The sequence below is a fragment of the Sporomusa aerivorans genome, assembly GCF_041428895.1.
Lineage (GTDB): Bacteria > Bacillota > Negativicutes > Sporomusales > Sporomusaceae > Sporomusa > Sporomusa aerivorans.
Window position 1 is genome coordinate 1,424,432 of sequence record NZ_CP156926.1, and the last position, 25,446, is coordinate 1,449,877.

Annotated in this window: 23 protein-coding genes and 1 pseudogene; 13 read left to right on the forward strand and 11 right to left on the reverse strand. The window is 48.0% G+C overall.

Annotation, left to right across the window (positions count from 1 at the left end):
- The first annotated feature begins 11 nt into the window (after nucleotides 1-11).
- The 4 genes from SATMO3_RS06455 (at nucleotide 12) to SATMO3_RS06470 (ending at nucleotide 5,258) form a co-directional block, all read left to right on the forward strand.
- Nucleotides 12-572, forward strand: a complete 561-nt coding sequence (locus SATMO3_RS06455) for a C40 family peptidase (protein WP_371379126.1) — start codon at nucleotides 12-14, stop codon at nucleotides 570-572.
- Nucleotides 573-1,354: 782 nt separating this feature from the next.
- Nucleotides 1,355-1,744, forward strand: a complete 390-nt coding sequence (locus SATMO3_RS06460) for a hypothetical protein (RefSeq protein WP_371379129.1) — start codon at nucleotides 1,355-1,357, stop codon at nucleotides 1,742-1,744.
- 286 nt (nucleotides 1,745-2,030) lie between these two features.
- On the forward strand, nucleotides 2,031-3,947 hold the full coding sequence (locus SATMO3_RS06465) for a TonB-dependent receptor plug domain-containing protein (RefSeq protein WP_371379131.1): 1,917 nt from the start codon (nucleotides 2,031-2,033) through the stop codon (nucleotides 3,945-3,947).
- Nucleotides 3,948-3,959: 12 nt separating this feature from the next.
- Complete coding sequence (locus SATMO3_RS06470) at nucleotides 3,960-5,258, forward strand: PepSY-associated TM helix domain-containing protein (RefSeq protein WP_371379133.1); 1,299 nt, start codon at nucleotides 3,960-3,962, stop codon at nucleotides 5,256-5,258.
- Nucleotides 5,259-5,486: 228 nt separating this feature from the next.
- On the opposite strand, the gene SATMO3_RS06475 is transcribed toward SATMO3_RS06470, so the two are convergent.
- Nucleotides 5,487-6,347 (reverse strand): LysR family transcriptional regulator, encoded by an 861-nt coding sequence (locus SATMO3_RS06475; RefSeq protein WP_371379135.1) that lies wholly within the window; start codon nucleotides 6,345-6,347, stop codon nucleotides 5,487-5,489.
- 152 nt (nucleotides 6,348-6,499) lie between these two features.
- Between SATMO3_RS06475 and SATMO3_RS06480 the strand changes: the two genes are divergently transcribed.
- From SATMO3_RS06480 to SATMO3_RS06495, 4 genes are all read left to right on the forward strand, one after another.
- Nucleotides 6,500-7,945: a sigma-54 interaction domain-containing protein gene (locus tag SATMO3_RS06480; RefSeq protein WP_371379138.1), complete on the forward strand. Its 1,446-nt coding sequence runs from the start codon at nucleotides 6,500-6,502 to the stop codon at nucleotides 7,943-7,945.
- A 386-nt stretch (nucleotides 7,946-8,331) separates the two neighbouring features.
- Nucleotides 8,332-9,762 carry a YfcC family protein gene (locus tag SATMO3_RS06485; RefSeq protein WP_371379141.1) on the forward strand — a complete coding sequence of 477 codons (1,431 nt, stop codon included), beginning with the start codon at nucleotides 8,332-8,334 and terminating at the stop codon, nucleotides 9,760-9,762.
- 35 nt (nucleotides 9,763-9,797) lie between these two features.
- Nucleotides 9,798-10,994, forward strand: coding sequence for a M20 family metallopeptidase (locus tag SATMO3_RS06490; protein WP_371379143.1), 1,197 nt, complete (start codon nucleotides 9,798-9,800; stop codon nucleotides 10,992-10,994).
- A gap of 110 nt (nucleotides 10,995-11,104) precedes the next feature.
- Nucleotides 11,105-12,283 carry a glutamate carboxypeptidase gene (locus tag SATMO3_RS06495; protein WP_371379146.1) on the forward strand — a complete coding sequence of 393 codons (1,179 nt, stop codon included), beginning with the start codon at nucleotides 11,105-11,107 and terminating at the stop codon, nucleotides 12,281-12,283.
- Nucleotides 12,284-12,346: 63 nt separating this feature from the next.
- On the opposite strand, the gene SATMO3_RS06500 is transcribed toward SATMO3_RS06495, so the two are convergent.
- The 4 genes from SATMO3_RS06500 to SATMO3_RS06515 all read right to left on the reverse strand — a co-directional run bounded on the left by SATMO3_RS06500 (nucleotide 12,347) and on the right by SATMO3_RS06515 (nucleotide 16,145).
- Nucleotides 12,347-13,537, reverse strand: a complete 1,191-nt coding sequence (locus SATMO3_RS06500) for an ornithine--oxo-acid transaminase (protein ID WP_371379148.1) — start codon at nucleotides 13,535-13,537, stop codon at nucleotides 12,347-12,349.
- 24 nt (nucleotides 13,538-13,561) lie between these two features.
- Nucleotides 13,562-15,220 carry a M20/M25/M40 family metallo-hydrolase gene (locus tag SATMO3_RS06505; protein WP_371379150.1) on the reverse strand — a complete coding sequence of 553 codons (1,659 nt, stop codon included), beginning with the start codon at nucleotides 15,218-15,220 and terminating at the stop codon, nucleotides 13,562-13,564.
- Between the two features lie 66 nt (nucleotides 15,221-15,286).
- The gene (locus SATMO3_RS06510; RefSeq protein WP_371379153.1) at nucleotides 15,287-15,802 is read right to left on the reverse strand and encodes a dimethylarginine dimethylaminohydrolase family protein; all 516 of its coding nucleotides are present in this window, start codon (nucleotides 15,800-15,802) and stop codon (nucleotides 15,287-15,289) included.
- Nucleotides 15,750-16,145, reverse strand: a complete 396-nt coding sequence (locus tag SATMO3_RS06515) for an arginine deiminase-related protein (RefSeq protein ID WP_371379156.1) — start codon at nucleotides 16,143-16,145, stop codon at nucleotides 15,750-15,752. Before SATMO3_RS06515 ends, SATMO3_RS06510 begins: the two co-directional genes overlap by 53 nt.
- 504 nt (nucleotides 16,146-16,649) lie before the next feature.
- Between SATMO3_RS06515 and SATMO3_RS06520 the strand changes: the two genes are divergently transcribed.
- Nucleotides 16,650-17,285, forward strand: coding sequence for a hypothetical protein (locus tag SATMO3_RS06520; RefSeq protein WP_371379158.1), 636 nt, complete (start codon nucleotides 16,650-16,652; stop codon nucleotides 17,283-17,285).
- Between the two features lie 20 nt (nucleotides 17,286-17,305).
- Here the strand turns inward: SATMO3_RS06520 and SATMO3_RS06525 are convergent, their stop codons facing one another.
- The 3 genes from SATMO3_RS06525 to SATMO3_RS06535 form a co-directional block, all read right to left on the reverse strand.
- Nucleotides 17,306-18,037, reverse strand: coding sequence for a thiamine diphosphokinase (locus SATMO3_RS06525; RefSeq protein WP_371379160.1), 732 nt, complete (start codon nucleotides 18,035-18,037; stop codon nucleotides 17,306-17,308).
- A 224-nt stretch (nucleotides 18,038-18,261) separates the two neighbouring features.
- Entirely contained in the window at nucleotides 18,262-18,771 is a 510-nt protein-coding gene (locus tag SATMO3_RS06530) for a hypothetical protein (protein ID WP_371379162.1), read from the reverse strand.
- Between the two features lie 3 nt (nucleotides 18,772-18,774).
- Complete coding sequence (locus tag SATMO3_RS06535; protein ID WP_371379165.1) at nucleotides 18,775-19,320, reverse strand: hypothetical protein; 546 nt, start codon at nucleotides 19,318-19,320, stop codon at nucleotides 18,775-18,777.
- 171 nt (nucleotides 19,321-19,491) lie between these two features.
- Here SATMO3_RS06535 and SATMO3_RS06540 point away from each other — a divergent pair.
- The 4 genes and pseudogenes from SATMO3_RS06540 to SATMO3_RS06555 all read left to right on the forward strand — a co-directional run.
- Nucleotides 19,492-19,596, forward strand: a pseudogene (locus SATMO3_RS06540) (hypothetical protein); the annotation flags it as partial.
- Nucleotides 19,597-19,639: 43 nt separating this feature from the next.
- On the forward strand, nucleotides 19,640-21,244 hold the full coding sequence (locus SATMO3_RS06545; protein WP_371379168.1) for a sigma 54-interacting transcriptional regulator: 1,605 nt from the start codon (nucleotides 19,640-19,642) through the stop codon (nucleotides 21,242-21,244).
- Between the two features lie 221 nt (nucleotides 21,245-21,465).
- Nucleotides 21,466-22,854: a tryptophanase gene (locus SATMO3_RS06550; protein WP_371379170.1), complete on the forward strand. Its 1,389-nt coding sequence runs from the start codon at nucleotides 21,466-21,468 to the stop codon at nucleotides 22,852-22,854.
- Nucleotides 22,855-22,874: 20 nt separating this feature from the next.
- On the forward strand, nucleotides 22,875-23,168 hold the full coding sequence (locus tag SATMO3_RS06555; RefSeq protein ID WP_371381675.1) for an ECF transporter S component: 294 nt from the start codon (nucleotides 22,875-22,877) through the stop codon (nucleotides 23,166-23,168).
- Nucleotides 23,169-23,363: 195 nt separating this feature from the next.
- Here SATMO3_RS06555 and SATMO3_RS06560 read toward each other — a convergent pair whose 3' ends face one another.
- The 3 genes from SATMO3_RS06560 to hpdC all read right to left on the reverse strand — a co-directional run bounded on the left by SATMO3_RS06560 (nucleotide 23,364) and on the right by hpdC (nucleotide 25,433).
- On the reverse strand, nucleotides 23,364-24,038 hold the full coding sequence (locus tag SATMO3_RS06560; protein ID WP_371381676.1) for a Crp/Fnr family transcriptional regulator: 675 nt from the start codon (nucleotides 24,036-24,038) through the stop codon (nucleotides 23,364-23,366).
- Between the two features lie 186 nt (nucleotides 24,039-24,224).
- Nucleotides 24,225-25,163: a 4-hydroxyphenylacetate decarboxylase activase gene (gene hpdA / locus SATMO3_RS06565; protein WP_371379173.1), complete on the reverse strand. Its 939-nt coding sequence runs from the start codon at nucleotides 25,161-25,163 to the stop codon at nucleotides 24,225-24,227.
- Between the two features lie 9 nt (nucleotides 25,164-25,172).
- A complete protein-coding gene (hpdC, locus tag SATMO3_RS06570; RefSeq protein WP_371379176.1) occupies nucleotides 25,173-25,433 on the reverse strand; it encodes a 4-hydroxyphenylacetate decarboxylase small subunit in 261 nt (86 codons plus the stop codon).
- Nucleotides 25,434-25,446 lie beyond the last annotated feature (13 nt).

A 25,446-nucleotide genomic window follows, 5' to 3' on the forward strand; every position in this document is an offset into this window, starting at 1 on the left:
AGGCGCGTCTGATGCGAGGCTGGGCGCAGATTGTTATATTAGCCGGCAGTTTACTGCTGCAGGGAGCAGCAGTAGCTCAGGCCGTTCCGGCTTCCGGCTATAATCAGTTTATGGAGTTGCTGGATTCCATTCAGTCCGGAGCCGTCATGCCGGTTGCCGATGATACGCAAGTAGCGGCGCGTACATCGGCCCTGCCCGGCGGACAGGCTGCACAAATTACTGCCATTGCCCGGGATTTGCTTGGCTGGCCGGTGGTATGGGGCGGGGCTTCGCCGGCCGGCGGCTTTGACTGTTCCGGCCTGGTGCAGTATGTATATCGCCGGGCAGGTATAGAACTGCCGCGTACCGCCGACCTGCAGTTTCTGGTGGGGCGGACAATAGCGCCTGCCGCCCTCCGGCCCGGTGACTTAGTGTACTTTACAACCTATGAGCCAGGGGCATCCCATGTAGGCATCTATATCGGCAGGGACAAATTTATCCACACTTCTTTTTCCCAGGGGGCCGTAGCTATCGGTGATATGAATGACGCGTATTTCGTTAAACGGTATTATGGGGCTAAACGAGTTCTGTAAATAATGCTTCCTGACAGCCCTCGCCGGGTAGAGGGCTGTCAGTTCTAGCTGCAAGAAATAGATTTTAGTACTGATATCCACATTCATAGCCGCTCGCCCCTACCGCCCCTAGGGGATACCGCTGGTAGAAGGGGGAGCTTGGAGCGGGGGAGTCGGCGGCTAAAAAAAACTGGCTGCAGCCAGGTGGAAAAAAACATCAGGTTTTGCGCCGACTGCAGTAAACCCAGAGTTTTCTAAAGAATTTCTAAAAAACGGTATATATAATTCTAAATATAGCAAAGGAAAATTCATAGAAAAGCGAAGCTTTTCTATTGTAAATAGAGTCTCCTCCATATAATCCTGGCAACAAACCTGTTGCTGGGTTGTTTTTTTCTGCCAGCCTTTAGCCAGGCGGCCGGGAGTACTTTAAAAGGACTCCTTAGCCTAAGCGTCGAATATACTCCCCGGATAAAAGCAGCTTAAATGAGGTGGCGCATATGACGGAACCCCCGCGATGCATTCAGTGTCAACACTATTATATTACCTGGGACCGGGTTTTTCCGTATGGCTGCAAAGCTATGGGGTTTAAGAGCTACAAAACTCCCAGCGCTGTTGTGCGCGAATCATCCGGCAGCGAGTGTTTGGCTTTTGTCAGCAAACAAAAAACACAGCCAGCCCCAAAGAACATATGATTTGCCGGCTGCGGCAATTTATGTCATTTTTTTGTAAAAGCATGAATTTAGTAATAAGCTGCTTGCCAAACTGTACATACTAACATAATAAACTGCAGGGAGGTTATGCGTATGACAGATACAGACCGTCTTATTACAGAACAAGTAGTGCCATTCCGTGAGAAAATCCTTGATATCGTCAAGGACCAGCATCAATACATCTATACAGTGGCCAACAATATTCTTGCCGGCCACAAAAACATGGTTGGCCTGCAGGTCACCCAAAATGGCCAGGTTGTTGGTGAATATACGTTTCATCTGGACGGACTGCATATCGAGAGCGTTGATACCGGCAAACTTGATTCAGGCATCAATCATCCGTTTTTGGGCCTCGTTAAGCCTTATGGTGTGATGGAGCAGTCAGTCATCGAGCAAGTTGTCAAAGACGAAACCATTAGTACCGAGTTACTCAAAGCTATGATTAAGTATCTGCCTGATACCACCATAAAATTCTTGCGCTGAACGGATTAGCGTCAAACCGGTTTAGCATGCAAGACATCACAAAAGAAGGCCGGATTGGAGCATAAGCTTCAACCCGGCCTTTTTGAGTATTCCGGATTAAAGTAGAGACGATGTTAGTGAGCAGTGGTGCGGAAACCCTTTGAAAACCTACCCGCCTGCTGCTTGGCCAAAATCATAGGAACAGATATTGACAAGCGGAGGGATCTGCCATATAGTTTATATAGTCTGCTGATAATGATAATTGATATCAAACAGATGAATCCGATAAGCCTGGAGAGGACGATGTATGGTGAAAAACAAAACAAAGCAGTTGTTGGCGGTCCTGGTGTGTGGAGCGATTTCCTTAGGGGGTGCGGGGCAAGTACTTGCTGCCGAGGCTGAAGAGACGTTCGCCCTGGATGAATATGTTGTTACTGCCAATCGTGTACCTGTGAAAGCTAATAAGGTGGCAGCCAACGTTACGGTTATTGACAGTGTTGAGATCGAAAAGGGCGCCTACAGTAAAGTGTCCGATATTCTTCAGGCAAATAATATCAATATGGGAACGACCAGTTTTGCGTCTTATCCGATCCTTAACGGCGACGACCGTGTTTTGGTGCTTGTTGACGGGCGTAAGATGAACTGGTCGCATCTTGTTGTCAGCGGCAACAGCCGGGCGGTGAATATTGACAATGTACCGGTAAGTAATATCGAACGCATTGAAATTGTGCGCGGTCCCAATTCCGCTCTCTACGGCAGCGACGCCGTAGGCGGCGTTATCAATATAATTACTAAAAAAGCCGCCGGAAATAAGACAACTGTAAGGACGGAATACGGCACCTGGAATACGCAGCGGTATACATTAACAACCGAAGGCGTTGACGGCGATATAAGCTATATGTTTACATACGATAAGCAAAAACGCGGCAATTTTGATTATAAGAGTCCGATAACCCATGAGAATCGCGAGTTTAACTCCAGTGAAATCGATCGTGAATACCAATCGCTCAAGCTGGAAAAACAACTGAAAGATGATAATTCGCTTTCTTTGGAAATCGAGCGAAAAACAGGCAATGACGGCTACGGAGTAAGCCTAAAGAATGTTACAACCGGAGTTGTCACCTATCCGAATTCAAACCGGTCGGATGAAGACTTGAACTTTGCTTTAACTTATAATTGGAATAATTCCAAAGGCAGTAACGATTATTTCCGGGTGTACCGCAATCATAACGAAGTGACAGCGAATTACAGCAATTATTATACACATGACCTGACTGCCATCGGGGCTGAGTGGCAGCAAAACTGGACATTGCACTCCGGACATACGCTGGTTGGCGGTGCGGAAGTCCGCAAGGAAAAATTTGATGAGATAAATGGCACAGCTAATTCGCAGGGCGAGCAAACCACAACGGCCATTTTTATGCAAAACAGCTGGGATCTGAATGACAACTGGTCTGTAACGGTAGGCAACCGCTTTGAAGACAACAGTTCCTTTGGCAGTGATGTAACTTCGAATCTGTCGATAAATAAGGTTTTATCAGACAATAGCAATATATATCTTTCCTGGGGACAAGCCGTGAAAAATCCGACCTTAAAACAACGCTACGCCGATACCGCCAGTTGGATCGGCAATCCCAATCTCAAACAGGAAGAAGGACAGACGTTCACCTTAGGGTACAACAGTAAACTTGCTGCGGATACGTCCTTACAGGCAAGCGTCTATAGCAGTAAATTAAAAAATGCGATTGCTTGGGACCAAATCACGTCAACGCAAGGTATGTATGTGAATGTCAACCGTGAGAAAAGGCGCGGTTTGGATCTGCAGCTCACCAAGCGCTTGTCGGATCAATGGAGTGTAAACACCGGCTATTCCTATGCCAGAATCGAGAAAAAGAGCAGTTCCGGCGATGATTATGCGGCTGATCTCTTAAATAGCCGGCCAAACGGCTATACCTTCGGCGTCAAATACTTCCAGGATAAATGGGATGGCGGAGTTACGCTGCTCGCAGCCTCAGGCCGCAGTACCAAAGCATACACCGACAACTCTTTTATGACAGTGGATGCAATACTGAATTATCAGGCCGACAAGAATACCCGCTTGTATTTTAAAGGCCTGAATCTGACAAATGAAGCTTATGAATTAATCAGTTATTCTGCCGTTACGGCCGGAAAATATCCAATACCCGGACGTTCGTTCATTCTGGGGATTGAGCGTACCTTCTAAGCGGTCTCGGCTATGAAATACTGGTATGGAATTCACAAGTGGACTAGCCTGATTTGTGCTGTTTTTCTGCTCATTATGTGCGTAAGCGCGCTGCCGCTGATTTTTAGCAGGGAGATTGTGGCCTTTAACCAGGTTGGCGCACCCGGAGTTGCACCGGCGGGGAATCCGTTCAACCTGTCAGCGTTGTCGGTGGGCAAATATGCGGCGGATGCCTTGGAACGATATCCGGGTTCCAGCCTGCGAGCCGTTTACTTGGATTATGAAAGGATGACAGCCGGCTTTTCCCTGCAGTCCACCGGCAAGGGTTCTCAGTATGTGCGTCTGGACTTAAGTACAGGCCGGTTTATCGACCGGTCTGATCAGCAGGTAAAGTATGAGTTTATTCCGAAGTTTATCGACTCTATGTACCGCATGCATGTAGATATGTACCTGGGTGAATGGGGCAGAAAACTGCTGGGGTTTATGTGCGGACTCAGCATTGTCGCCCTGCTCTCCGGCTTGTGGCTGTACGCACCGTTTACCAGGACGTTGACGTTTGGGACCATACGTACGGCCCATCGGCGCAGCTGCTGGATTGACTGGCATAAACTGCTGGGGGTTGCCACCCTTTCCTGGGCGGTACTCTTAAGTGCAAGCGGATTCATTTTTGTATTTGCCGGCCCGGTTTATAATGCCTGGAATGAAATCACCCATAAAGAATTTTTGCAGGAATATCAGGGCAGACCGTATTCTGCGCCGCGCATTCTCATTGATGACGTGCTGGCAATTGCCAAGGCTGCTGTACCTGACCGCAGAGTAACAGGCATAGAAATGCCGCAGGCAGGTGGGCGTATGCCCTGGCATTATACCATTCGCACGCAGGGCGAGGGTTTTGCCGCATACATTAATAAGCCTGTCTGGATTGACGCGTCGACCGGGGCGATCACAGCCATTATTGAGTTGCCGTGGTATATTCAGGCCCTTGCTATGGCCAGACCGGTTCATTTCAGCAATCACGATACTTTGCTGCTAAAGAGCTTGTGGTTTATTATTGACGCATTCACTTGTATCATGATTGTCACAGGCATGTATGCCTGGTTTGTAAAGTTCAGGCCAAAATCAAGCGTTGTGAAGGTAAACAGTCAATCCGTGGCTTTTGACTACCCGGTTCGTCAATCGCCCAGGCAAATCTGGCAAGCGCCGATTGCCGTTATTCTGCTTACAGGATTTGGCATTATTGCCCCGCTGGCAAGTAAAGAATGGAATGTGATATCAGCGTTTGCACTGGCAATGCCAATTGTACTGGCGATATATTATTGTTTTCGCAGATAAGATAATACCAATAGTTTGTCTTAATCAACGTAAGCTCTAATTCAGAATCAATATTTTTTCAGGAAAAATAAACAGTGGCCGTGCTGAGATGTGTAAGTCTCAGCACGGCCACTATTTTTAGAGCTATGTCAGCAGAAACAAGGTGGCTTTTGTATATTAAGCCTTTCATTAAAGTACACCACATTCGCATAATGCTTATGGATTAAGATTAGCAAAGTTGAGCTGACATCATACAAATGTCTTAAGAAAATTAGCTGTCGAAGCTGACAGGCGGCGGGAGCGCAGCCAGACGATAACGGTTTTGGATTCCAGGGCTTGCTCGGGCAGGTTGCGGTAAAGCAGCGTATCATGCGGAATAAAGGTCATTGAGGCCTCGGGCACAACCGCTATGCCAATGCCGGTAGCGGCCAGCGCCAGGATGGAGCGGACATCATCGCCTGTACAAACTACGGCAGGCTCGAAGCCGAGATTTCTGCCATACTCGATAATCCGGGTTGCGCCCCGGTGCACCAGCAGGGGTTTATCTTTGAGATCAGCCATACAGACAGGGCCATAAGGCAATTTGCGGTTCCAAGCTTCATTCATGGCTGCGACCATTGGCTCGGCGGGAAATCCGATGGAATCATACGGTTCAAGGTTGAACAGCGGACGGGCAATGGCAATATCGATGGTGCCGTTATCCAGCATGTCCAGCAGCGCAAATGTATCCTCTTCGTGTATTTGAAAAGTAATATCCGGGTATTGCCGGTGAAAGTCATGGATTCGCGAGGGTAACAGTTTGGTGCCGGCGGACGGCACAGTGCCAATGGAGATGGTTCCGCGTAAGCCGGTGTTTAAGTCCTGCAGCTCTTTTACCGTTGCGTCCAGCAAGTCCAAAATCTGCGCGGCCCGGTCGCGGAGAATGCATCCTGCTTCGGTTAGGCGGAGCTGGCGGCTGCCCCGTTCAGCCAGTTGCATATGCAACTCGTTTTCCAGCATCTGAAGCTGTTGGCTTAAAGCAGGCTGAGCAACATGCAGCCTTTTGGACGCGCCGGTTATCTGCCCTTCTTCAGCAATGGCCAGGAAATATTTAAGCTGCTTAATGTCCACTATAGGAAAACACCTCTTACCACTCTAGGTATAATAATAACTTATGGAAGCCAGAAGTATTACATATTATTAAAATAAACGAGCATCTGCTACAATCACTATATACCAACCATAATGCAAGGTCAACTTCTTTGCAACCAATGAGGCTGTAATTGCCTATTGGAGGGATAGCTATCAGAGCAAGGGAACTGGCGAAAAAATTGAACAGTGAGATCGTGCAGTATGTGCTGAATGCGGTGCAGGAAGGGATTCTGATTGTTGATAAGGAATGCCGCATCGCTTATTATAACTGTACGCTTTCCCGTTTGGAAGGCCTGAAGATTGATGATGTTGTCGGCCGGGTACTGTTTGAGGTATTTCCTTCGATAACGCCGCAGGATAGCACGCTCTGTAAAGTTTTGGAGACCGGTGCGCCCATTCGTGACCGCCTGCAGGAATACTTCAATTATCAGGGCAAGAAAATCCAAACGGTTAACACTACCATCCCCCTTATAGACGCGGGGGAGATTATCGGCGCGCTGGAGGTTTCCCGCGACATTTCGCTTGTGGTAAGCCTAACGGATAAGATATCTGCGTTGCAGCAGGGAATCCATAAGGGGAAGTTTCCCCCAAAGGGCAGCACCCTTTTTTCTTTTGCCAGTATTATCGGTACTAGCGCTAAGATACGCTCTATTGTGAAGCTCTTAAAAAAAGTAGCCGATACGACATCAAGCGTACTCCTCTATGGCGAAACCGGAACCGGTAAAGAGTTGTTCGCCCAAAGCCTGCACAAGGAAGGGCTGCGGTGTAATAAACCGTTTATTGCCCAGAACTGCGCCGCTTTGCCGGAAACACTCTTAGAAGGAATTCTTTTTGGCTCCACGAAAGGCAGTTTCACCGGGGCGGTTGATAAAGCCGGCCTGTTTGAGCAGGCGGATGGCGGCACAGTGCTGCTGGATGAAATAAACAGTATGAGCCTGCCCCTACAGGCTAAGATTTTGCGGGTTCTGCAGGAAGGCGTCGTGCGCCGGCTGGGAGCTGCGGAAGATAGCAGTGTGGATGTCCGGGTTATTGCCACTACCAACGAAAAACCGGCAGACCTGCTAAAAGCGGGCCGGTTAAGGGAAGATTTGTTTTACCGGTTAAGTGTGATTTGCGTGGAAATTCCCCCGTTGCGGGAACGCCGGGAAGATATCCCGGATCTGATCGGGTATTTTATCGACAAGTATAATGCCCGCTTTAATAAACTGGTAACAGGTATAGCGCCGGAGGTCATGACTGTTTTTCAGGAGTATGGCTGGCCGGGTAATGTACGTGAACTTGAACATGTGGTGGAGGCACTGTTAAATTTTGCCGACGATGGCATAATTACCGGTGAATATTTCAAATATCTCAGTTCAGGAACCTTTCCGGGGTTTGTTGAGCAGCGGAGTCTGATTGCCGCGGCTGAAAAGCCTGGCAATTACTTTCGCGCCGAATTTTACAAGCAGGAAAAAGAGCAGATTGTGGCAGCCATGCAGAAAAGCGGCGGCAATGTTACGCAAGCAGCGAAACTACTGGGCATAAAACGGCAGGCCCTCCAGTACCGGCTTAAAAAGTATGTTGTTTTTCAGGAGTAGTTTTATTGTACTGCCGGAGCCTGCGCCACTGCAGGAAAGTGCAAACGGCTTACAAAAAAAAGTGCAAAGAAATTTTGCGGTTTCTGCATTTTTTTGCAAGCTGGTAACGTCAAAAAGTATGGGGTAGCAGGGCTGTTTAAGGTCACAAGCATTTGGCACAAAAGTTGCAACAATGATACTACGTTATCATTTAACTACACCGGCTAAAAATGTATTGTTGGAAAGACCGTTCATGAACGAGCCCGATGATGTGCTCCAGATTCGTACCAGCGAATTTGGGGCTTATTGCGTTTTTGCGGGCAATAACTGCCGGAGGAGGGTGTACTGTAAGGTGTAGTGTTTAGGTAATGAAAAAGAAAACTGAAGTAATGTAAGGAGTTGGCTTAATGAATATCCAAACAGAAGAACGGCAGTCATGGGTGGCGTTTCTAAAGAAGAACTTCACAATTCCCCACACCATTGCCCTGATCGTAGGCTTGACAATTATTGCGGTGCTGCTTACTCATTTTGTTCCCGCCGGGGAATATAACCGGGTGAAAGATGTAGTAAGCGGTAAAACACTGGTGGATCCGGCATCTTATCATGCTGTCAAAGCAAATCCCGGCGATTTTATCGCTATACCAAAGATTCTCTTTAATGCTATGGTCAAGGCGGCCGATATCATGCTATTCTGCCTGGTGGTAGGCGGATCGTTTGAAATCATTATGCAGACCAATGCGCTGCATGCGGCTACCGGCCGGGCGGCTATGGCCCTGCGTGGCAAAGAGTCCTGGGTTATTCCCCTGTTTCTTAGCATTTTTGCTGTTGGCGGCTTTACCATCGGGATGTCCGTCGAGGCTGTCGGTTTTGTTCCTATCGGCATTCTCGTAGCCCGGCAGCTAGGTTTTGACGTAGTAACAGGCATGGCAATGATTCTGCTCGGGTGTAATATCGGATTTACGGCCGGCTTGATGAATCCTTTCGGCGTGGGTATCGCCCAGGTGATAAGCCATGTACCGCTGTTTTCCGGTATGTGGCTGCGCGCCATCTTACTGGTGGTGCTGATTCTTGCCTGCAGTCTTTATATTTGGCGGTATGCCAACATGGTTAAAAAAGACCCATCCAAAAGCGTGGTGGCCGATGTGCCTGACCTTAAGACCGATTTTACCGAAGCCGATATCGAAATACCCAACTTCGAACTTAAGCATGCAGGGGTGCTGGTTATTCTGGCAGCAGGCTTTTCAACCCTGATCTGGGGTGTTTCCGCCAAGAACTGGTGGATTGCCGACATGGCGGCTTTGTTTATTGTCATGGGAACGCTTAGCGGCTTTATCTGCGGCTTTGGGCCAAGTAAAGTAGCGGCGACTTTTATCCAGGGAGCCAAGGGGCTGGTATTCGGCGCTATGGTTGTCGGTCTGGCCAGGGCCATCCTGCTGGTAATGGAAGACGCCAAAATTATTGACACCATTGTGCATAACATGGCCTTATGGGTGGGCGTACTGCCGCCTGCCCTGCAGTTAATGGGGATGTATGTTTTCCAACTGGTTATGAGTGTCATTATTGTTTCCGGTACAGGAATGGCGGCGGTTACCATGCCGATTTTGGCGCCGGTAGCCGATATCCTGGGCGTTACCCGGCAAACGGCAGTACTCATTTTCCAGCTGGCCGACGGCTTTACCAACAATGTGCTGCCTATGTCGGCTTCCACTATGAGCATGTTGGGCGTAGCCAAGATTCCTTTTGAGAAATGGATGAAGTTTATGTGGCCGCTGTTTGTCCTGTATGTCGGTATTGGCGCCGTCTTTATATTGCTGGCCCATTTTATCGGCTACCAGTGATAAGGACTAAAATACTGGAGAAGGCGGATTGGCATATGGCAAAAAATGATATAGACAAAGAGGCTATGCTGGCAGTCATTGACCGGCTGCAGGACGAACTTAGCGAAATAAGCGATTTTATTTTTCACCACCCGGAAATCGGCTATCAGGAAATACAGGCCGCCGGGCGGCTGGCTGGATATTTAAAGACAAACGGCTTTGCGGTGGAAATGGGTTACGGCGGTTTGGACACAGCGTTTCGTGGTATTTATCGGCAAGGCAGTGGCGGACCCCGTATCGGCCTGTTATGCGAGTATGATGCAGTCAAAAACCTTGGTCATGCCTGCGCTCACCATCTGCAGGGACCCAGTATAATCGGCGCCGCCATGGCTGTCAAAAACACGCTGAGGGATTTTCCGTATACCCTGGAAGTAATCGGCACGCCGGCTGAAGAATGCGCCGAAGGCGGCAAGAATGTTATGCTGGCAAATGGCGCTTTCCAAGAGCTGGATGCTGCCTTGATGATGCATGGCAGCGATGTGACAACCACCGATAATAAGTCGCTGGCCCTCTCAGAATTTGTGGTTACCTTTCATGGGACAGCCGCCCATTCCGCCATCGCTCCCGACAAAGGGCGCAGTGCCCTGGAGGCCGTTCTGCTGGCCCTTAACGGTATTGCCTATTTGCGCGGCCATGTCCGCGATGATGTGCGCATCCATGCGATTATCGAGGATGGGGGCCAGGTAATTAATGCCATACCGGCCAAAGCGGTTGCTCGGATTGAGGCCCGGGCATATGACCGTCCCTATCTTGAACAGGTAATTAACCGGCTATGCCGTATCCTGGATGGAGCGGCGCTTATGACCGATACCACTTATGAGATTGAAAGAATCGCCAATTTCCATAACAAAATACCGGTGCTGTCACTTAACCGCCTGTTAATGGACAATGCCGGGCTGGTACAGGCCAAGGCCATCTCTTCGCCCCGGGAAAAGACAGGATCAACCGATTTTGCTTCCGTTATGTACTATGTTCCCGGCTCCTGCATACGTGTTGCTTTTGTCGAACAGGGGATGCTGGCTCACAGTCAGGGGTGGCTTGACCTGGGGACAGCGCCGGCGGCGCATGCGGCCATTGGCACCGCTGCCAAAATACTGGCGCTGACCTGCTATGATCTTATTACGGATGAGCGGCTGCTGGCCGAGATCACACACGAGTTTATCCAGGAAAAGGCCAGGCTGACGCAAAGCTGATTTTGCAACAGCATAGCATGGTTTGTTTGCCGTGACCGGCTTTAAGCGGCAGAGCAACCGGTTTATTCAGGGGCTGCGCAATTTGGAAAAAGAACTGAAGGGATGTTTTTATGAACGGTAATATTGATCGACGGCTTTATCAGCAATGCCAGGCCTGTTATAACGACCTGCTTGCCAGCTGGCAACAGCTTGTAAATATTGATTCAGGCACCGGGGACGGGACGGGGCTTACCAAGGTAGGCCGCATTGTTCAGGAATTGTTGGAGCAGGCCGGTGCGGCCGTCAGCAAGTATCCTGTCGCCGGCCCGGACGAAGCCTGTCATATTGTTGGCACCTTTACTGGCAGCGGGCAGGGTAAAATCCTGACGATGGCCCACCTTGACACCGTTTTTCCGTCCGGCACCGCCGCCGGGCGGCCGTTTAGGATAGAAGGCAACCGGGCGTATGGCCCGGGGGTCTCTGACTGTAAGGGCGGTGTGACGCTGGGGTTATATGCCGTAAAAATCCTGCAGCAGCTGCAATATGAGGATTACGCGCAAATCACCTGCCTGTTTAACTGTGATGAAGAAATCGGGTCGCCAAGTTCTAAAGAGCTAATCGGGCAACTGGCGCGGGAACATGACTATGTGCTGTGTCTGGAACCGGGGCAGGTGGGCGATGGGGTGGTGTCCCGGCGCAAAGGCTCTTCGGTTATGCGGGTAGAAGTCCGGGGGCGGGCGGCTCATGCCGGCAGCGAACCACACCAGGGCCGGAACGCCATTTTGGAGCTCATGAACCAAATTAATCAGTTGAACCAGCTGGCTGCTCCGGCAAAAGAAACAACCCTCACGTTTACTACTTTTCATGCCGGTGACCGGATTAACGTAGTTCCAGATTACGCCGTTGCTCAGGCCGATATCCGGGTAGCCTGTCCCGGCGAACTGGACCGGCTTGAGACCCGGGCGCAGGCAATAGCGCGACAGACAGTGATTGCCGATACGCAGGTTAGTGTTGGTATCGACCGGCAAAATCCTTCCTTGCCGTCTAACGCCGGTACAGACGCCTTAATCGCCAGAGCGCAGGCCATCTATGGTGAGTTGGGGAAAGAGCTTAAGGCTGACGGCGCAGGCGGAGCTTCGGATGCCAACTGGGCGGCTCCGGCCGGTAAAGCGGTGCTTGACGGCCTGGGTTTCGTAAAAGGTGGCGCCAATCATACCGAAAACGAGAATACTCTGCTTGACAGTGTTATTCCCCGCTTATATCTTTTAACAAGGCTGCTTATGGAATTAGGCCGGCAAAGGCTAAGATAGGGAAAAAGCAAAACAACACGGCTGACCGGCCGTGTTGTTTTGCTTTAGTCTGTTATTGGCATGTTAGGCAAAGCACTGCGCTATCTGTTCATAGGCCCAGTCTATCTCGTCGCGGGTGATAGTGAGCGCCGGTGCAAAGCGGATAATGTTCCGGTGCGTTTCCTTACAAAGCAGGCCCCTGTCTTTCAGCTTTTCACAATAGGACCGCGCCGGGACAGTAAGTTCCAGACCGATGAACAGGCCCCGGCCGCGGGCTTCGCGGATTACGGGGTTGCCCAACTGTCGGAGTTTATCAAGAAAATATTGTCCCAGGTTAAGCGAGTTTTCTACAAGGTTTTCTTCCGCCAGTACCTCCAGGGCGGCTACCGCCACCGCACAGGCCAGGGGATTGCCGCCAAAGGTAGAGCCATGGGAACCGGGGTTGAACAGCTCCAGAATGCTTGTATCGGCGGCTATGGCCGAAATCGGCAGAACGCCTCCTCCTAAGGCTTTGCCTAAGACATACATGTCCGGCGTTACTCCTTCCCAGTCACAAGCGAACAGTTTTCCCGTCCGCCCGAACCCGGTCTGAATCTCATCGGCGACAAACAATACTTTATTGGCCTGGCATACTTCATAGGCGGCGCGGAGATAGCCATCCGGCGGGATAACGATCCCGGCCTCGCCTTGAATGGGTTCGACCAGAAAGGCAGCCGTGTTGGCCGTAATTGCTGTTTTCAGCGCCGTGATATCCCCGTAGGGAATGGTAATAAAGCCAGGAGTAAAGGGGCCGAAGCCAGCCTGATACTCAGAGTCGGAAGAAAAGGAGGTAATGGTTACCGTCCGGCCGTGAAAATTACCGGAACATACGATAATTTCGGCCTGGTTTTCGGGTACGCCTTTTCGCCGGTACGCCCAGCGGCGGACTGCTTTGATGGCCGTTTCTACCGCTTCAGCGCCTGTATTCATCGGCAGGAACATGGGCTTGCGGGTTAATTTGGCCAGGTGGTCAAAGAACTCGCACAGCTGGTCGTTATAAAAGGCCCTGGATGTCAAAGTCACTTTGTCAGCCTGGTCTTTGAGCGCCTTGATAATTTTAGGGTGTCTGTGCCCCTGGTTGAGGGCGGAGTAGGAGCTAAGCATATCCATATAGCGGTTGCCTTCAGGATCTTGTACCCAGACCCCCTCGGCCTTGGTTATGACAATAGGCAGCGGGTGATAGTTAGGGGCTCCCAATAACTCTGTCCTTTTGATAATATCCTCAGATCTGGCCATATTCTCTCTCTCCTATAATTTTTATTATTTGAGCAGCTCTGTAAGTGTTCTTGCCAAAATAAACGGCATGGCGTCAAGTGAATACCGGCAGCTCAGGCGCTCGGACAGTTTGTGGGCATCCTTGCCGTAAGGCCCGATATTGACTACCGGCATATTGAGGTTCTGGATGGCCTGCAGCGGCAGGCTATAACTGCGGGACCAGGCCGGCATATTGGCAGTGAGGGTGTCAATAACCTCCTCGTTATGGGACAGGCTGCAATAACTCAAATCAGAAATATACGGGTAGAATTTTTTAGTCATGATATTATATTGATAAGCGGCTTGCGCCTCTTTTACGACTTTCCCGATGATGTCTAACAGCCGTTTTTCCTTTTCGGTCTGACCGGTAACGAATGCGTGCGGGTAGTAGGGGGGCGAGAAATAGAGGATGACCTTGGAATTTTGATTGGAATACAGTTTGTGTACCTGCTCGACAATGGCCAGGGAGATTTCCCGGTCATCCGCTTTTTTTCCAAGCAAGTCCTGGACAAGATTCGCAATTAACGAATCGATTTTGTCGCCGGTCTCTTTTCTTACCGCCTGGTATAATTCGTCGTAAGTAAGCACTTGGGCCTGCCAGGGCAACTGCCGGTGCGGAATGCCGCTCAGACGACAAAAACTCTCATATTCTTTATTAAGGCGCCGGATAACGGTTGTAAAGGCTGCTTCAGCTTTTTGCTTGTATTTTGCCAATACGGCGGCAGGCAGGCTGCTGTGCGTGGCATGGTTAAAGTATAAGGCTACGGCGTTGGCGGTTTGTACGGTATATTCCTTTTTCAAATCGCGCTGCTTAAGGCAAACAGGCGGTTGCGTCACCTCCCCGTCCGCAATATCGCTAAGCTCCGTATTCAGGTCGATGTGGCGCAGGATTTCAGCGGAAAGCAGGTTGGCGTCAAGACCGTTAAAGGCTTCGCCCACGTGCGTCTCCTCGCCGTATATGTAAAAGCTCGGCAGCAGCTTGCCGACAGTACCGATATACACATACTTATTTTCATCGCCAGGGAAGCGGTCTGTCATATAGTCGGTATCGACGGCGGCAATGAAATCCCAGCCCTTTTCCCGGGACAACTGATCTAAGTAAAGAGCGGCTGAGAGCATTCCCGCCGAACTGCCTTCTTCATCCGGAACACCGATAAAGGCAAGATTGCCGGCCAATTGTCCGGCGCTCTGCGCAAACTCGGCGATCATAACCATCAGGGCGGCAACCCCTGTCTTCATATCAAAAATGCCGCGCCCCATAATCCAGTCGGGCGAATCAATTTCCTGCCTGGTATTCTCGGAAAACTGGATAGAACGCAATTTTTCCCGCAGTTCTTCCGGGCTTGCTGCATAGGCGCTCAAATCGCCAAAATCCTCGATGCCGGCAGTGTCTACATGTCCGAGACAAAGAACGGTTTTGGTTTTGGCCTGTGCTTCTGCCGGCTTTTGTCCGCCTTCAATATAAGCCAAAACCGTGCAGCGGCCCAAGGCATCACCGGGTACCGGCAACAGCTGCAGCTGATCCGGATGCTGCCTGAAATAATCGAGATTGGCAAAGTATGTATATATTTCCTGGGCAATGATTGCTTCGCCGCTTGTGCCGACAATGCTTGGGGTTTTCGTCAATTCCAGCGCCAAGGCTTTGATCTTTTCACCATTTGTCATTATGTAATCCCCCAGTTTGCTTAGTTAATCAGGAATTTTACAAGTGTAATCATAACCGGCTATGGGCTATGCTCTTTTCAGGGGAAAAGTCATGCAATGCGGGCCACCGCCGCACTTAAGCATCTCATACAGGTCAACGGTAACAATGTCAAGGCCCAGTGCGCTAAGCTGGCGGTTAACCATTTTGTTGTTGTGAAACGAGAGAACTTTGCCATTACCCAGGGCCTGGATATTGCAATGATGGTGAAATACGTCTGCCTGGCTTACCTCAATTAAAATAAATTTTCGTTTTTTTAAATTCTGCAGAAATGGTTCCGGCAATGCCTCCGGACACACTACGGCTACTTTTTCCGCCGCAATATTAAAGCACATATCTAAATGCAGGTTGTCTTGCGGACAGGGTACCGGTATCAATATATAACCTAACTTTTCCAATTGGCTAACAATGCTGTAAAATCCTGCCTGATCGGTCCGCTGAACCAGACCTACCACCAGGGTATACTCATCCAAAAACCAAAAATCACCTCTTTCAAAATAGCCTTCGGTACAGCGGGCTATGCAAGGAATCCGCAACTTCTCCATTTCCTGCTGGTAACAGGTAACAGTGAGATTCGCCCTGCCGGACAGGTTCGCGAAAATTGCCCAGTATATAGCCTTCTTTGATGCAAGCCCCGAAATCGCGGGAGTAGACTTGATTCGTCAGACCGGCGGCAGGCTCGGCCATTATAACCTCCACCCCGTTTGCGCGGTAGGCCTGAACAAGCGAGGCATGCTCCTTTAAGCAGGCATCCCGGTTGGCCTGAGCGCCGGCGGCGGCCCAGCGATTGGATATATAATCAATGGGTTCGAGTGAAATATTTACCGGCGGGCATAACAGTACTTTTTCCAGTTTGCCTGTAGAGCTTGTGACAAAAGAATGTTCCATTATCGTTGTTTCCTCCGTTGAAATCCAGATTCCCTTGTGTTATATGCAGATTGTTACTGGCTGCTATACTGTTATGCATATTCCATGCCATTTGGCAGGACGAATCGCGGAGGCTGGAGGCGGCTGTTTCTGCAGGTTTTTTGACTCTGTTAACAACTGCAACTGCAAACAAGCGCCAAAAAGTGCAAAATAATGGCCTGAAAAGAAAAAAACAGGCAGCTAATAGCTCGCCTGCTCAAGAATACAGATATAATGGTTAGCATCACCCCGGCGTCCGGCAGAGGACAGGTTTGGTGTCAGCCTAAATTTTGTATGAATTTAGTAGGAGTTTTATGGTTTTGTGATAAATATTTATAAAATCCGGTATATGGTTTGCAGATATCTTAAGAAACCAGGAAATGACTTTAATATGTTTGAAAATATATAGGTTCGAAATTTGTATTAGGGGAGAATTACTAACTTTTCTACAGATAAGTATACTATACTTACAGAGGGGATGAGGTTGTGAACCAAGCAAAGCTTAAAAAGGCCGAAGAGATTTTTATCAGGCGATTTCCCGGGGGATTTTCACATCCGCAGCTGCTCGGCCTGGCGAAAAAGCACAAAGTGGAGAAAATGAAGCAAATGGCCCAGGGCAGCTTCGGGGTTGAGCAGTTTGAAAGTGTTGGCAGTATCATCGATTCCATGGGGAAGATTGTCAGCCAATCCTCTTTGATCTCGCTGTTTGAAAAGCCAAAATTTAGAGATTTACTGAAAGCCTTGAGCGACAGTGAGAAACAGCATCTGACCCATGGTCTGAAGGAATTTTTGCATGGCAATCAGGCATTTGGTTTTGAGTTAATGACAGGTCTGCTTCAGGAGTATAGGCTGGCAAAATGGCCGTTACTCACAGTTCATGCTATATATTACCGGCCAGGTGTGGAAGTTTTTATCAAACCGACCACAGCCAAACGAATAATAGAGTATTTTGAATTGACAGGACTCCAATATCATTCCCAGCCAACCTTTGAATTTTACAGAGCCTTTCGGGAGCAAATCATGCAGATGAAACAAGCAGTCCATCCTTCGCTGCAAGTAGACAATGCCGCTTTTTGCGGGTTCCTTATGATGACGCTGGAGAACCATTTACATATAGATTAAATGACGTACCCTCGGTCCCGTTAGCCCACAGGCGCCTTATCGCGGTACCATTGCAAATAAACTGCCAGTAAGCCTTTCGTCACTGACACGGATACTTCCCGGCAATCAGCCAAAGGCTGATTACTAATTGCGTAGGGCAGGCTGCGTTGGAGCTGGGCTTTTTGTAAAGGCCAGCGCACGCCGGCGATTGTAACATCCGAGCAGCAGTCTGATAAGGAAAGCAGGGATATGATATCAGGCATTACCTCGGCTTTTATCCTTACAGTATCCTGGTCTGACAAGAAAAACAATACTTCCGACTCATCGGCGGCAATACCTTTGATGCCGAGTGCTTCCCAGCCGGCTAACGACTGTATGTTGCTAAAAGCATGGTCAAACCGCCCGCCCCAGATACCGGAGACAATGGCTGTAGCCGTACCGTGCATTTCTTTGGCTCGGTATAAAGCAAGCTGAAAATCGGTATAATCCTTATCTTTAGGATAAACCTCTACCGGAACGCCCAGACTTTTTCCCCAGGCCCACGCTTCCGGGCTGGCGCTGTCACCGTCCCCGATAATCCGATCAGGTGTTAGGCCGGCCTGGCGGCAAATATGAATACCACTGTCGATACACCATAGCGGCAACCCGTTTGCCAGCTGCAAGAACCATTCGCTTTCCGGCGGTCTACCGCCGGCAGTCATTACCAGTGTTGCTGCGGGGAGCGGTTTTTTAAACATAAGTTCAGTTTGCGGCAGCTTTAAACTATATCCCATTTTTTCCACCTGTTCAATTCTATAATTCAGATTGTTTTTTCTTCCGCCTCTTGGCTTTATTATCCTGCTTTATGCTGATCAGGCGGTAATATAAATAGCCTGACATAGCTTTTGACTATATCAGGCTATTTATATTTGGATTTATATTATGACAGAGAAGAGATTCATAAGCTTACGCATTAGATAAAGAATAGTTTAGAACGATCCTAGGGCCTTTTATTACTTTAACTCTGATTTTCTTCGCTGGAACTATCAAGGGGCTTCATTGCCGGCGCCAGTGCCTTTCCCGCGGTGAGTTCCTTAGGCGTAAGCGCCTGGAGGGCGGCAGCCAGACTCAGGCCGAATAGGATAGCGGAGATACCGTCAGTTACCGCTGTATTGAAAGGTGTCGGGATTGTACCAGGCAGTGTGAAGAGCGTAGCAATGGAATAAGTGATGTACCAAATTACAATTGAAAATACAATCCCTTTTAATCCCAGGTTGCTATTGGCAATTCGCGGTACTAAATAGGCGAAGCCTACGCCCAGCGCCCCGGAGATATTTATATGGCCCAGCAAGGCAAAGGCAAGTTCCTCGAAGGTAAAGGGCGGCGTGTGGGCATACACGACAAGCGCTATCAAATCAACTGTCCGTATTGTAGTCCAGCCCATAAACCCGGCGAACAGACTAAAGGCATTAGTGATGATGCCGCCAATAAGGCCCGCAATATAACCTCGTGTCAACCTGTCTTCCATGCGTTAACCTCCCTGCGGATTCCTGTTGGAATTAACGGTATCTTCCTGTTCGTTTTCAGCTTCCAGAGGTTTCATGGCCGGCGCTATAGATGTTTTCATAAAAACGGTATTCTCCTGTGGGGTGAGCGCCTGCAGGGCATAGGCTTGAACCAGACCAAAAATGGTCGCGCCGACAAAGTTGGAGACTGCCGTCTTGAAAGGTGTCGGAACAGTTCCTTGCAGACTAAACAGCGTTGTGATTGCGTATAGCAAGAACCAGATGCTTATGGAAAAGAACCATCCTTTGAACAAGAGATTCCGGCTGGTCACTTGCGGTATCCAGAAGGCAAAAATGCTCCCCAAAGCGCATGCCATGGCCAGCTGGCCCAAAGTCGCGTAAACCATCTCGCTAACGCTAAAGGGCGGGGTATGGGCGAAAATAAAGATGGCAACCCAATCGGCTATGCGCAGGGTTGTAAAGCCCATAAAGCCGGCAATAAAACTATATACAACGGCTATAATTCCACCAATAAGACCTGCAACAACGCCCCGTGCAAACCTGTCTTCCATATTTTCTTGCCTCCATGTAATGACTTCTCTATTAGCGTGATACAAAGTAGCAAAATATATCCGCAGCAGCAACGAGATCGAACGTAATTAATGTTGCAGGGCGATGGCGCGGAAAATAGCAGAAATGGTAAATGCTGTTTCCGTCAAACAAACTGACAGGCGTTAAATGCGGCTTGTAAGGCTGCCCGGGCTGGAGAATCTGGCAAAGGATTTACTGCAGCCGCTGGGGAAGTAAGCAAATTGCCGGGTAATCAAGCCTTGAGCATTTGTTCATGATATGCTGATTGGTATACCTATTACAGGGAAGGCGGGGTAGAAGGTGCAACAATATATTATTCAAATTGATTTTGTGGATTGTCCTGGGTTAGGCTATGAAATTTTCAAAGTCACCGATAAAAATAACATTAATAAAATTGCCATGGAGGTAATTCCAAAGCATGGCATGGTCATTCAGTTTCAATGCGCTGGCGAGGAGCAGGTTCACAGTTTAGTGGCTGATCTCAGAAAGATAGAAAATATTACGGCTGTCGAATTCCGTACCCAAATGCCTTATCAAGAAAAAGAAATTGAACTGCGGACCATTCTCAATTCCGTTAGTGAAGGTGTTCTGGCCATTGACAAGGACGGCATAATATCACATATTAATGAATTTGCCTGCAAACTACTGCATTGTCGCTTAGATAAAGCCATAGGGGTAAAAGTAGAAGCTTTAGTGGGCGAGGATTCCCCTGTTCTTGCAACCTTGCAGTCGGGCAATGAATATAGATTGAAGGAGTGGACGGTAAAGAGGAAAGGGAGAGCATTGCAGTTTTTATCCAGCAGCGTACCGGTCAAAAACGATCAAGAGCAAATCATCGGGGCTGTTTCTACGATCCAGGACTTTCAGCAGATTGAAAAAGTAATACTGCGGGCAGATAAATTGCAGCGGTTAACTTTCGCCGATATTGTGCAGCAAAGTCAGCCTATGGCGCAGCTTATTGCAGCTGCCCGCGCCGTAGCCAGACATTCCTCCACCATTTTGTTGCGCGGGGAAAGCGGCACCGGTAAAGAATTGTTTGCAACTGCTATTCATGAGGCAAGCGCCAGGTGCAGAAAGCCTTTTATTCCAATAAATTGCGCAGCTTTAACGGAAACGTTGCTGGAAAGCGAACTGTTTGGTTATGAAGAGGGGGCTTTTACCGGTGCGGCTAAAGGAGGTAAGAAAGGCCTGTTTGAACAGGCTAACGGCGGCACCTTGTTTTTGGATGAAATTGGTGATGTATCGCCGCGGCTGCAAGTTCGTTTACTGCGTGTTCTGCAGGACGGAACGGTCCGCAGAGTGGGAGGGACTAAAGCGGTTGCTGTGGATGTACGTGTTATTGCAGCTACGCACCGCAATCTGGAACAAATGATTCAGAGCGGGGAATTCCGGGAAGATTTGTATTATAGGCTGAATGTTATTCCGCTGACGATTTTGCCGCTGAGGGAGAGAAAAGAAGATATTCCTTTATTGGCTCAGCATCTAATTCGAAAAATCTGTAACAGGATTAATAAAGCCGAGGTTTATCTGGCCAAGGAAAGTGTCGAACTTTTGGTAGCGCAGAAATGGCCAGGCAATGTACGGCAGTTGGAAAATACTCTGGAACGCCTGATCAATTTGATTGATAGCACGGAGATCAGGCCTGAGCATCTTTGGGCCTGGACAGACATAACCGATAACGTTGCCGCAAAGACTATCGGCAATATCTCCAGAAAACCACAAACACTACAGGTGGAAATTCCGCTTACAGGCGAGTGGCCACGGCTCAAAGATATTGTTGCCAGTGTTGAAAAAGAAGTGATTACCCGGGTTTTAAAAAAATATCCTTCCTCCAGGTTGGCCGGACAAGTCTTAGGTGTTTCCAATACTACTATTTTGAACAAAATCCATGAGTATAAGATTTAGTAAAACTCTTATAAAATGATTGCGTGTGGTGCAACGGGGATAAATAGGCGCATATTCAGGTTGGTGTGATAAATTTTCTTTTCGTATTGATAAGAAAATTTATCAACTAAACTTATCAGCATCATTGGAAACGGCGATTAGGCGTACTTTATTACTTGGCATGATAAATGCAAAGATATAAGTTATAGCGTTATATTTTTCTATACCAGGAGGAATTTATTATGGCAGTTAAGTACGTTCCTGAGCCGTTTCGAATTAAAATGGTGGAACCAATCAAAATGCTTACCCGAAGTGAAAGAGAACAGAAAATTAAAGAGGCAAAATACAATCTGTTTAATCTTGCCGGTCAGGATGTGTATATCGATCTTCTGACTGATTCCGGAACCAACGCCATGTCTGACCAGATGTGGGCCGGTATTATGCGAGGAGATGAGGCCTATGCCGGTTCAGCCAGTTATTATAAACTGATTGAAGCCGGTAAAGATATTTTCAATTACGGCTACATTCAGCCGGTTCATCAGGGGCGTGCGGCGGAAAAAGTTCTCTTTGGCACAGTGCTTGGACCTGGTAAAATTTCCATTTCCAATATGTTCTTTGATACAACCAGAGCCCATGTGGAACTTTGCGGTGCACGCGCTATTGATTGCGTCGTTGAAGACGCAAAAGACCCTGGTGTGAGAGCGCCATTCAAAGGAAATATGGATGTTGAAAAACTGGAAAAGATTATTCTGGCGCAGGGGGCTGAGAATGTTGGGCTGGTAGTTATGACCATCACCAATAACTCGGCCGGCGGTCAGCCTGTATCAGTACAGAACCTTCGCGCTGTGGCCGCTGTTTGTAAAAAGTATAATATACCCTTGAACATTGATGCTGCCCGCTATGCGGAAAATGCATACTTTATCAAACTTCGCGAGGAAGAGTTTAAGGATAAATCGATTAAGGAAATTATCCGGGCAATATTTGACTGTGGCGATATGTTTACTATGTCCGCCAAGAAAGACACTGTAGTGAATATGGGGGGGCTAATCGGTGTTAAAGATGCCGATTCTCCGCTGATTCTGCCAATCAAGGCCCGGTGTATCTCCTATGAAGGCTTTACAACCTATGGCGGTCTTTCCGGCCGGGATCTTGAGGCGTTAGCCATTGGCCTTTATGAAGGACTCGATGAGAATTACCTGCGCTACCGTATCGGGCAAATGGAGTACCTGGCGTCCCGTTTGGATGATGCCGGTATCGCCTACCAGGCGCCGGTTGGCGGCCACGGTGTTTTTGTCGATGCCAAGGCCATGTTTCCGCAACTGCCTTATTATGAGTTTCCGGGGCAAGTGCTTGCTATTGAATTATACAAGGAAGCAGGCATTCGGACCTGCGATATTGGCTCCTATATGTTAGGCAATGACCCTGATACCAAAAAACAGCTCCAGGCTGATTTCGAGTTTACCCGCCTGGCTATTCCCCGCCGTGTGTATACGCAGAGTCATTTCGATATTATGGCTGACGCTCTTATTGCTATCAAAGAAAGGGCGCATGAGATTAAACATGGGTATAAGATTGCCTGGGAGCCACCCATCCTCCGCCACTTCCAGGCTGAGCTTGTTCCTATTGAGTAATAAAAGCCTTTATTATCGCCATTCTTTACGGACGCAGGTTTGGCGCTTTGGCGGGAGGAATCGGCATGGCTCTGTTTGATGTGGTGGGCGGCTTGTTTTTATGGGCGCCTTTTACGCTGGTCATTGCCGGTCTCATGGGGTATACAGTCGGTGCTATCTGCGAAAAAAAACAGACCATAATGGCGTATGTCCTGGCCCCGCTGACGTCCCATCCCTGGTCTCTCGTTCAGATCGGTTTGGCGACAGTTATTGTGTTGCCTGTTTTGCCTAAATTAAGAAAACATGCGGCCGTTTTTTCCCGGGCCAGCAAGTGAAAGAAATATTCGTCCTGGTATGTAGGCTGAATGCATAAGAACCCGCAAAATTTTGCGGGTTCTTATGTTTTTTGGATTTGTTCTACCTATGAATGTACTTTAAACTTCCAGCCTCAAACAGGCGCTGCTTTACAGGCGGAAAGTCTGTGTCATTTGGCGTTTATGCAAAAGCGGGAATACAGCCGATAAAAAGATCTAAATATCAAACTTAATATTGCTGCCGTTTGTCACATTAAATTCTCTGACATGTACCGAAAGTTTCAGCAACTGGTCTCTGTCGGTGATAATAATGGACGCTTTTTCTTTTTTTATAGCAGCTTTCTTTATGAGTTTATTAATTACATTGTACAAACCTTTTCTGCTCATGGAAAAAATATTGCATAATTCGTTTGTACTTTTAAAATTAAAAACGTCGCCTGCCGAATTTTTCACCAAATAATAAGCAAATATTTCTTCCGCATCAAACAGATTTTTCATTATCAGTTTTTTATACATACAATATATCCTGTTACTGATTTTGTATAAGAAAACCTTGAGGAATTCAGGGTTTTTCTGCAATTTGTCAAAAGTATCCTTGTTTATTTTCAGGAGTGAAACATTATTTATAGCTTTGATATCGCAAAATAGATTTTGTTCGTACATATAACTGAATCTTCCTACAAACTCATTCTTGGCAAGCTCGTCCACCAAAAAAGTTTTGCCATAGGCGGTAACACATTCCACTCTGACAATCCCGTCCAATACGTAAAAGATTTCTGTTAGATTTTCATCAGAATAGGCTATGTATTGTCCTTTTTTATAATGTACAATCGCGATTTCATCCAAATATTCTTTTATAAATTTATATATGTACAGATCGCCCAGTTCCATATACACACTGAATCCTTCTAGTAATTTCTCTATTCCGCGGTAAGTAATTTGCAGACGCAGGCGGGGAGTGATTCCCGCCTGCAAGACTTTAATGCGTTGTATATAGCTATATTATACAGAGAAATAAGGAAAAATAGCAATTACAATACTGTAATTACTATTTTAAAAACGTAGCACTGGCAACCGTCAGAAAGGGGTATTATCACCAATGTAGCAGGCTATATCATTATCCAAATATAACGTTTGCAGATGTTCCATTTTTTCGTCATCCACCTGACCGCGTTCCCTGTATTCATAGCTTTTTCCCAACTGGTTCCATTTGGTCAACCCGAGCCTGTGGAATTTTAAAAGATTAATCTCATAGAGTAAATTATTATTCATAAACTCAATTAATTTGTGCGCATTTTCATCACTGTCATTATACCCGGATATAGTGGGTTGCCTTAACACAAGCCTGCCGCTCCAACCGGATTTTGCCAGCGCTGCAATATTGGACAGTATTAAATCGTTATCGATGCCGGTTCCTGCCTTGTGTTTTTCCCTATCCATGTTCTTGATATCAATGAAGGCAAAATCTATATGCTTCATGATTTCCAAAAACACTGCCTGCTGTGCATAAGCACTGGTTTCAATGGCGGTGTGAATTTGCAGGGCATGACATTTTTTCAATACTTCTGCCAGAAATTCGTGCTGAAGTAGTGGCTCGCCGCCTGAAAATGTCACGCCGCCTGCGGAGCCCCAGTTATTGAAATCACGCCTGAGAATAGCGACTAGTTCATCGACCGGATATTCTTTGACACATTGTTTAAGGGCCTGATTAGGACAAACTGCAGTACAGTCAAAAGTTGTGCACTCATTGCAGATTTCCCGGCTGATGCCGGGTTTGCCGTTCGCTGCAAAGGCGACAGCGTTGTGCGGGCAGGCATTTTTGCATGCCCGGCAGCCTTTTTCCCATTTGCATACAGCTTCGGCAAACAGGATATGTTTCTTTTTCAGCCAGCTTTCCGGATTAGCGCACCATTTGCACTCAAGCGGACAGCCTGCCAAGAACACACTGGTTCTGCAGCCTGGGCCGTCATGGACTGAAAAACTTTGGATGTCGAATAACAATCCTGTGTTGGTCATATGCTCACCTTATATAGCTATATAGCCGGCACAGGTGAACGCACCGCAGGTAGCATAGGCCCAATTTTCTTTTTCCAGGCCCGTACAGGTTCCGACTCCGTATTTATCCGGATTGATGAAATTTTTACAGTTGCCGCATTTTTCGGTCTGTCTGAAGCTGGGGCAAGCCTGACTGCCTTCACCGTCAATCGGTACCAAACCCTTGCTTAATGCACACATTCCTTTTTCACAGTCCAGATGGATATAATTTTTGCACTCATAATGCCTCATCGTGATTTCCTCC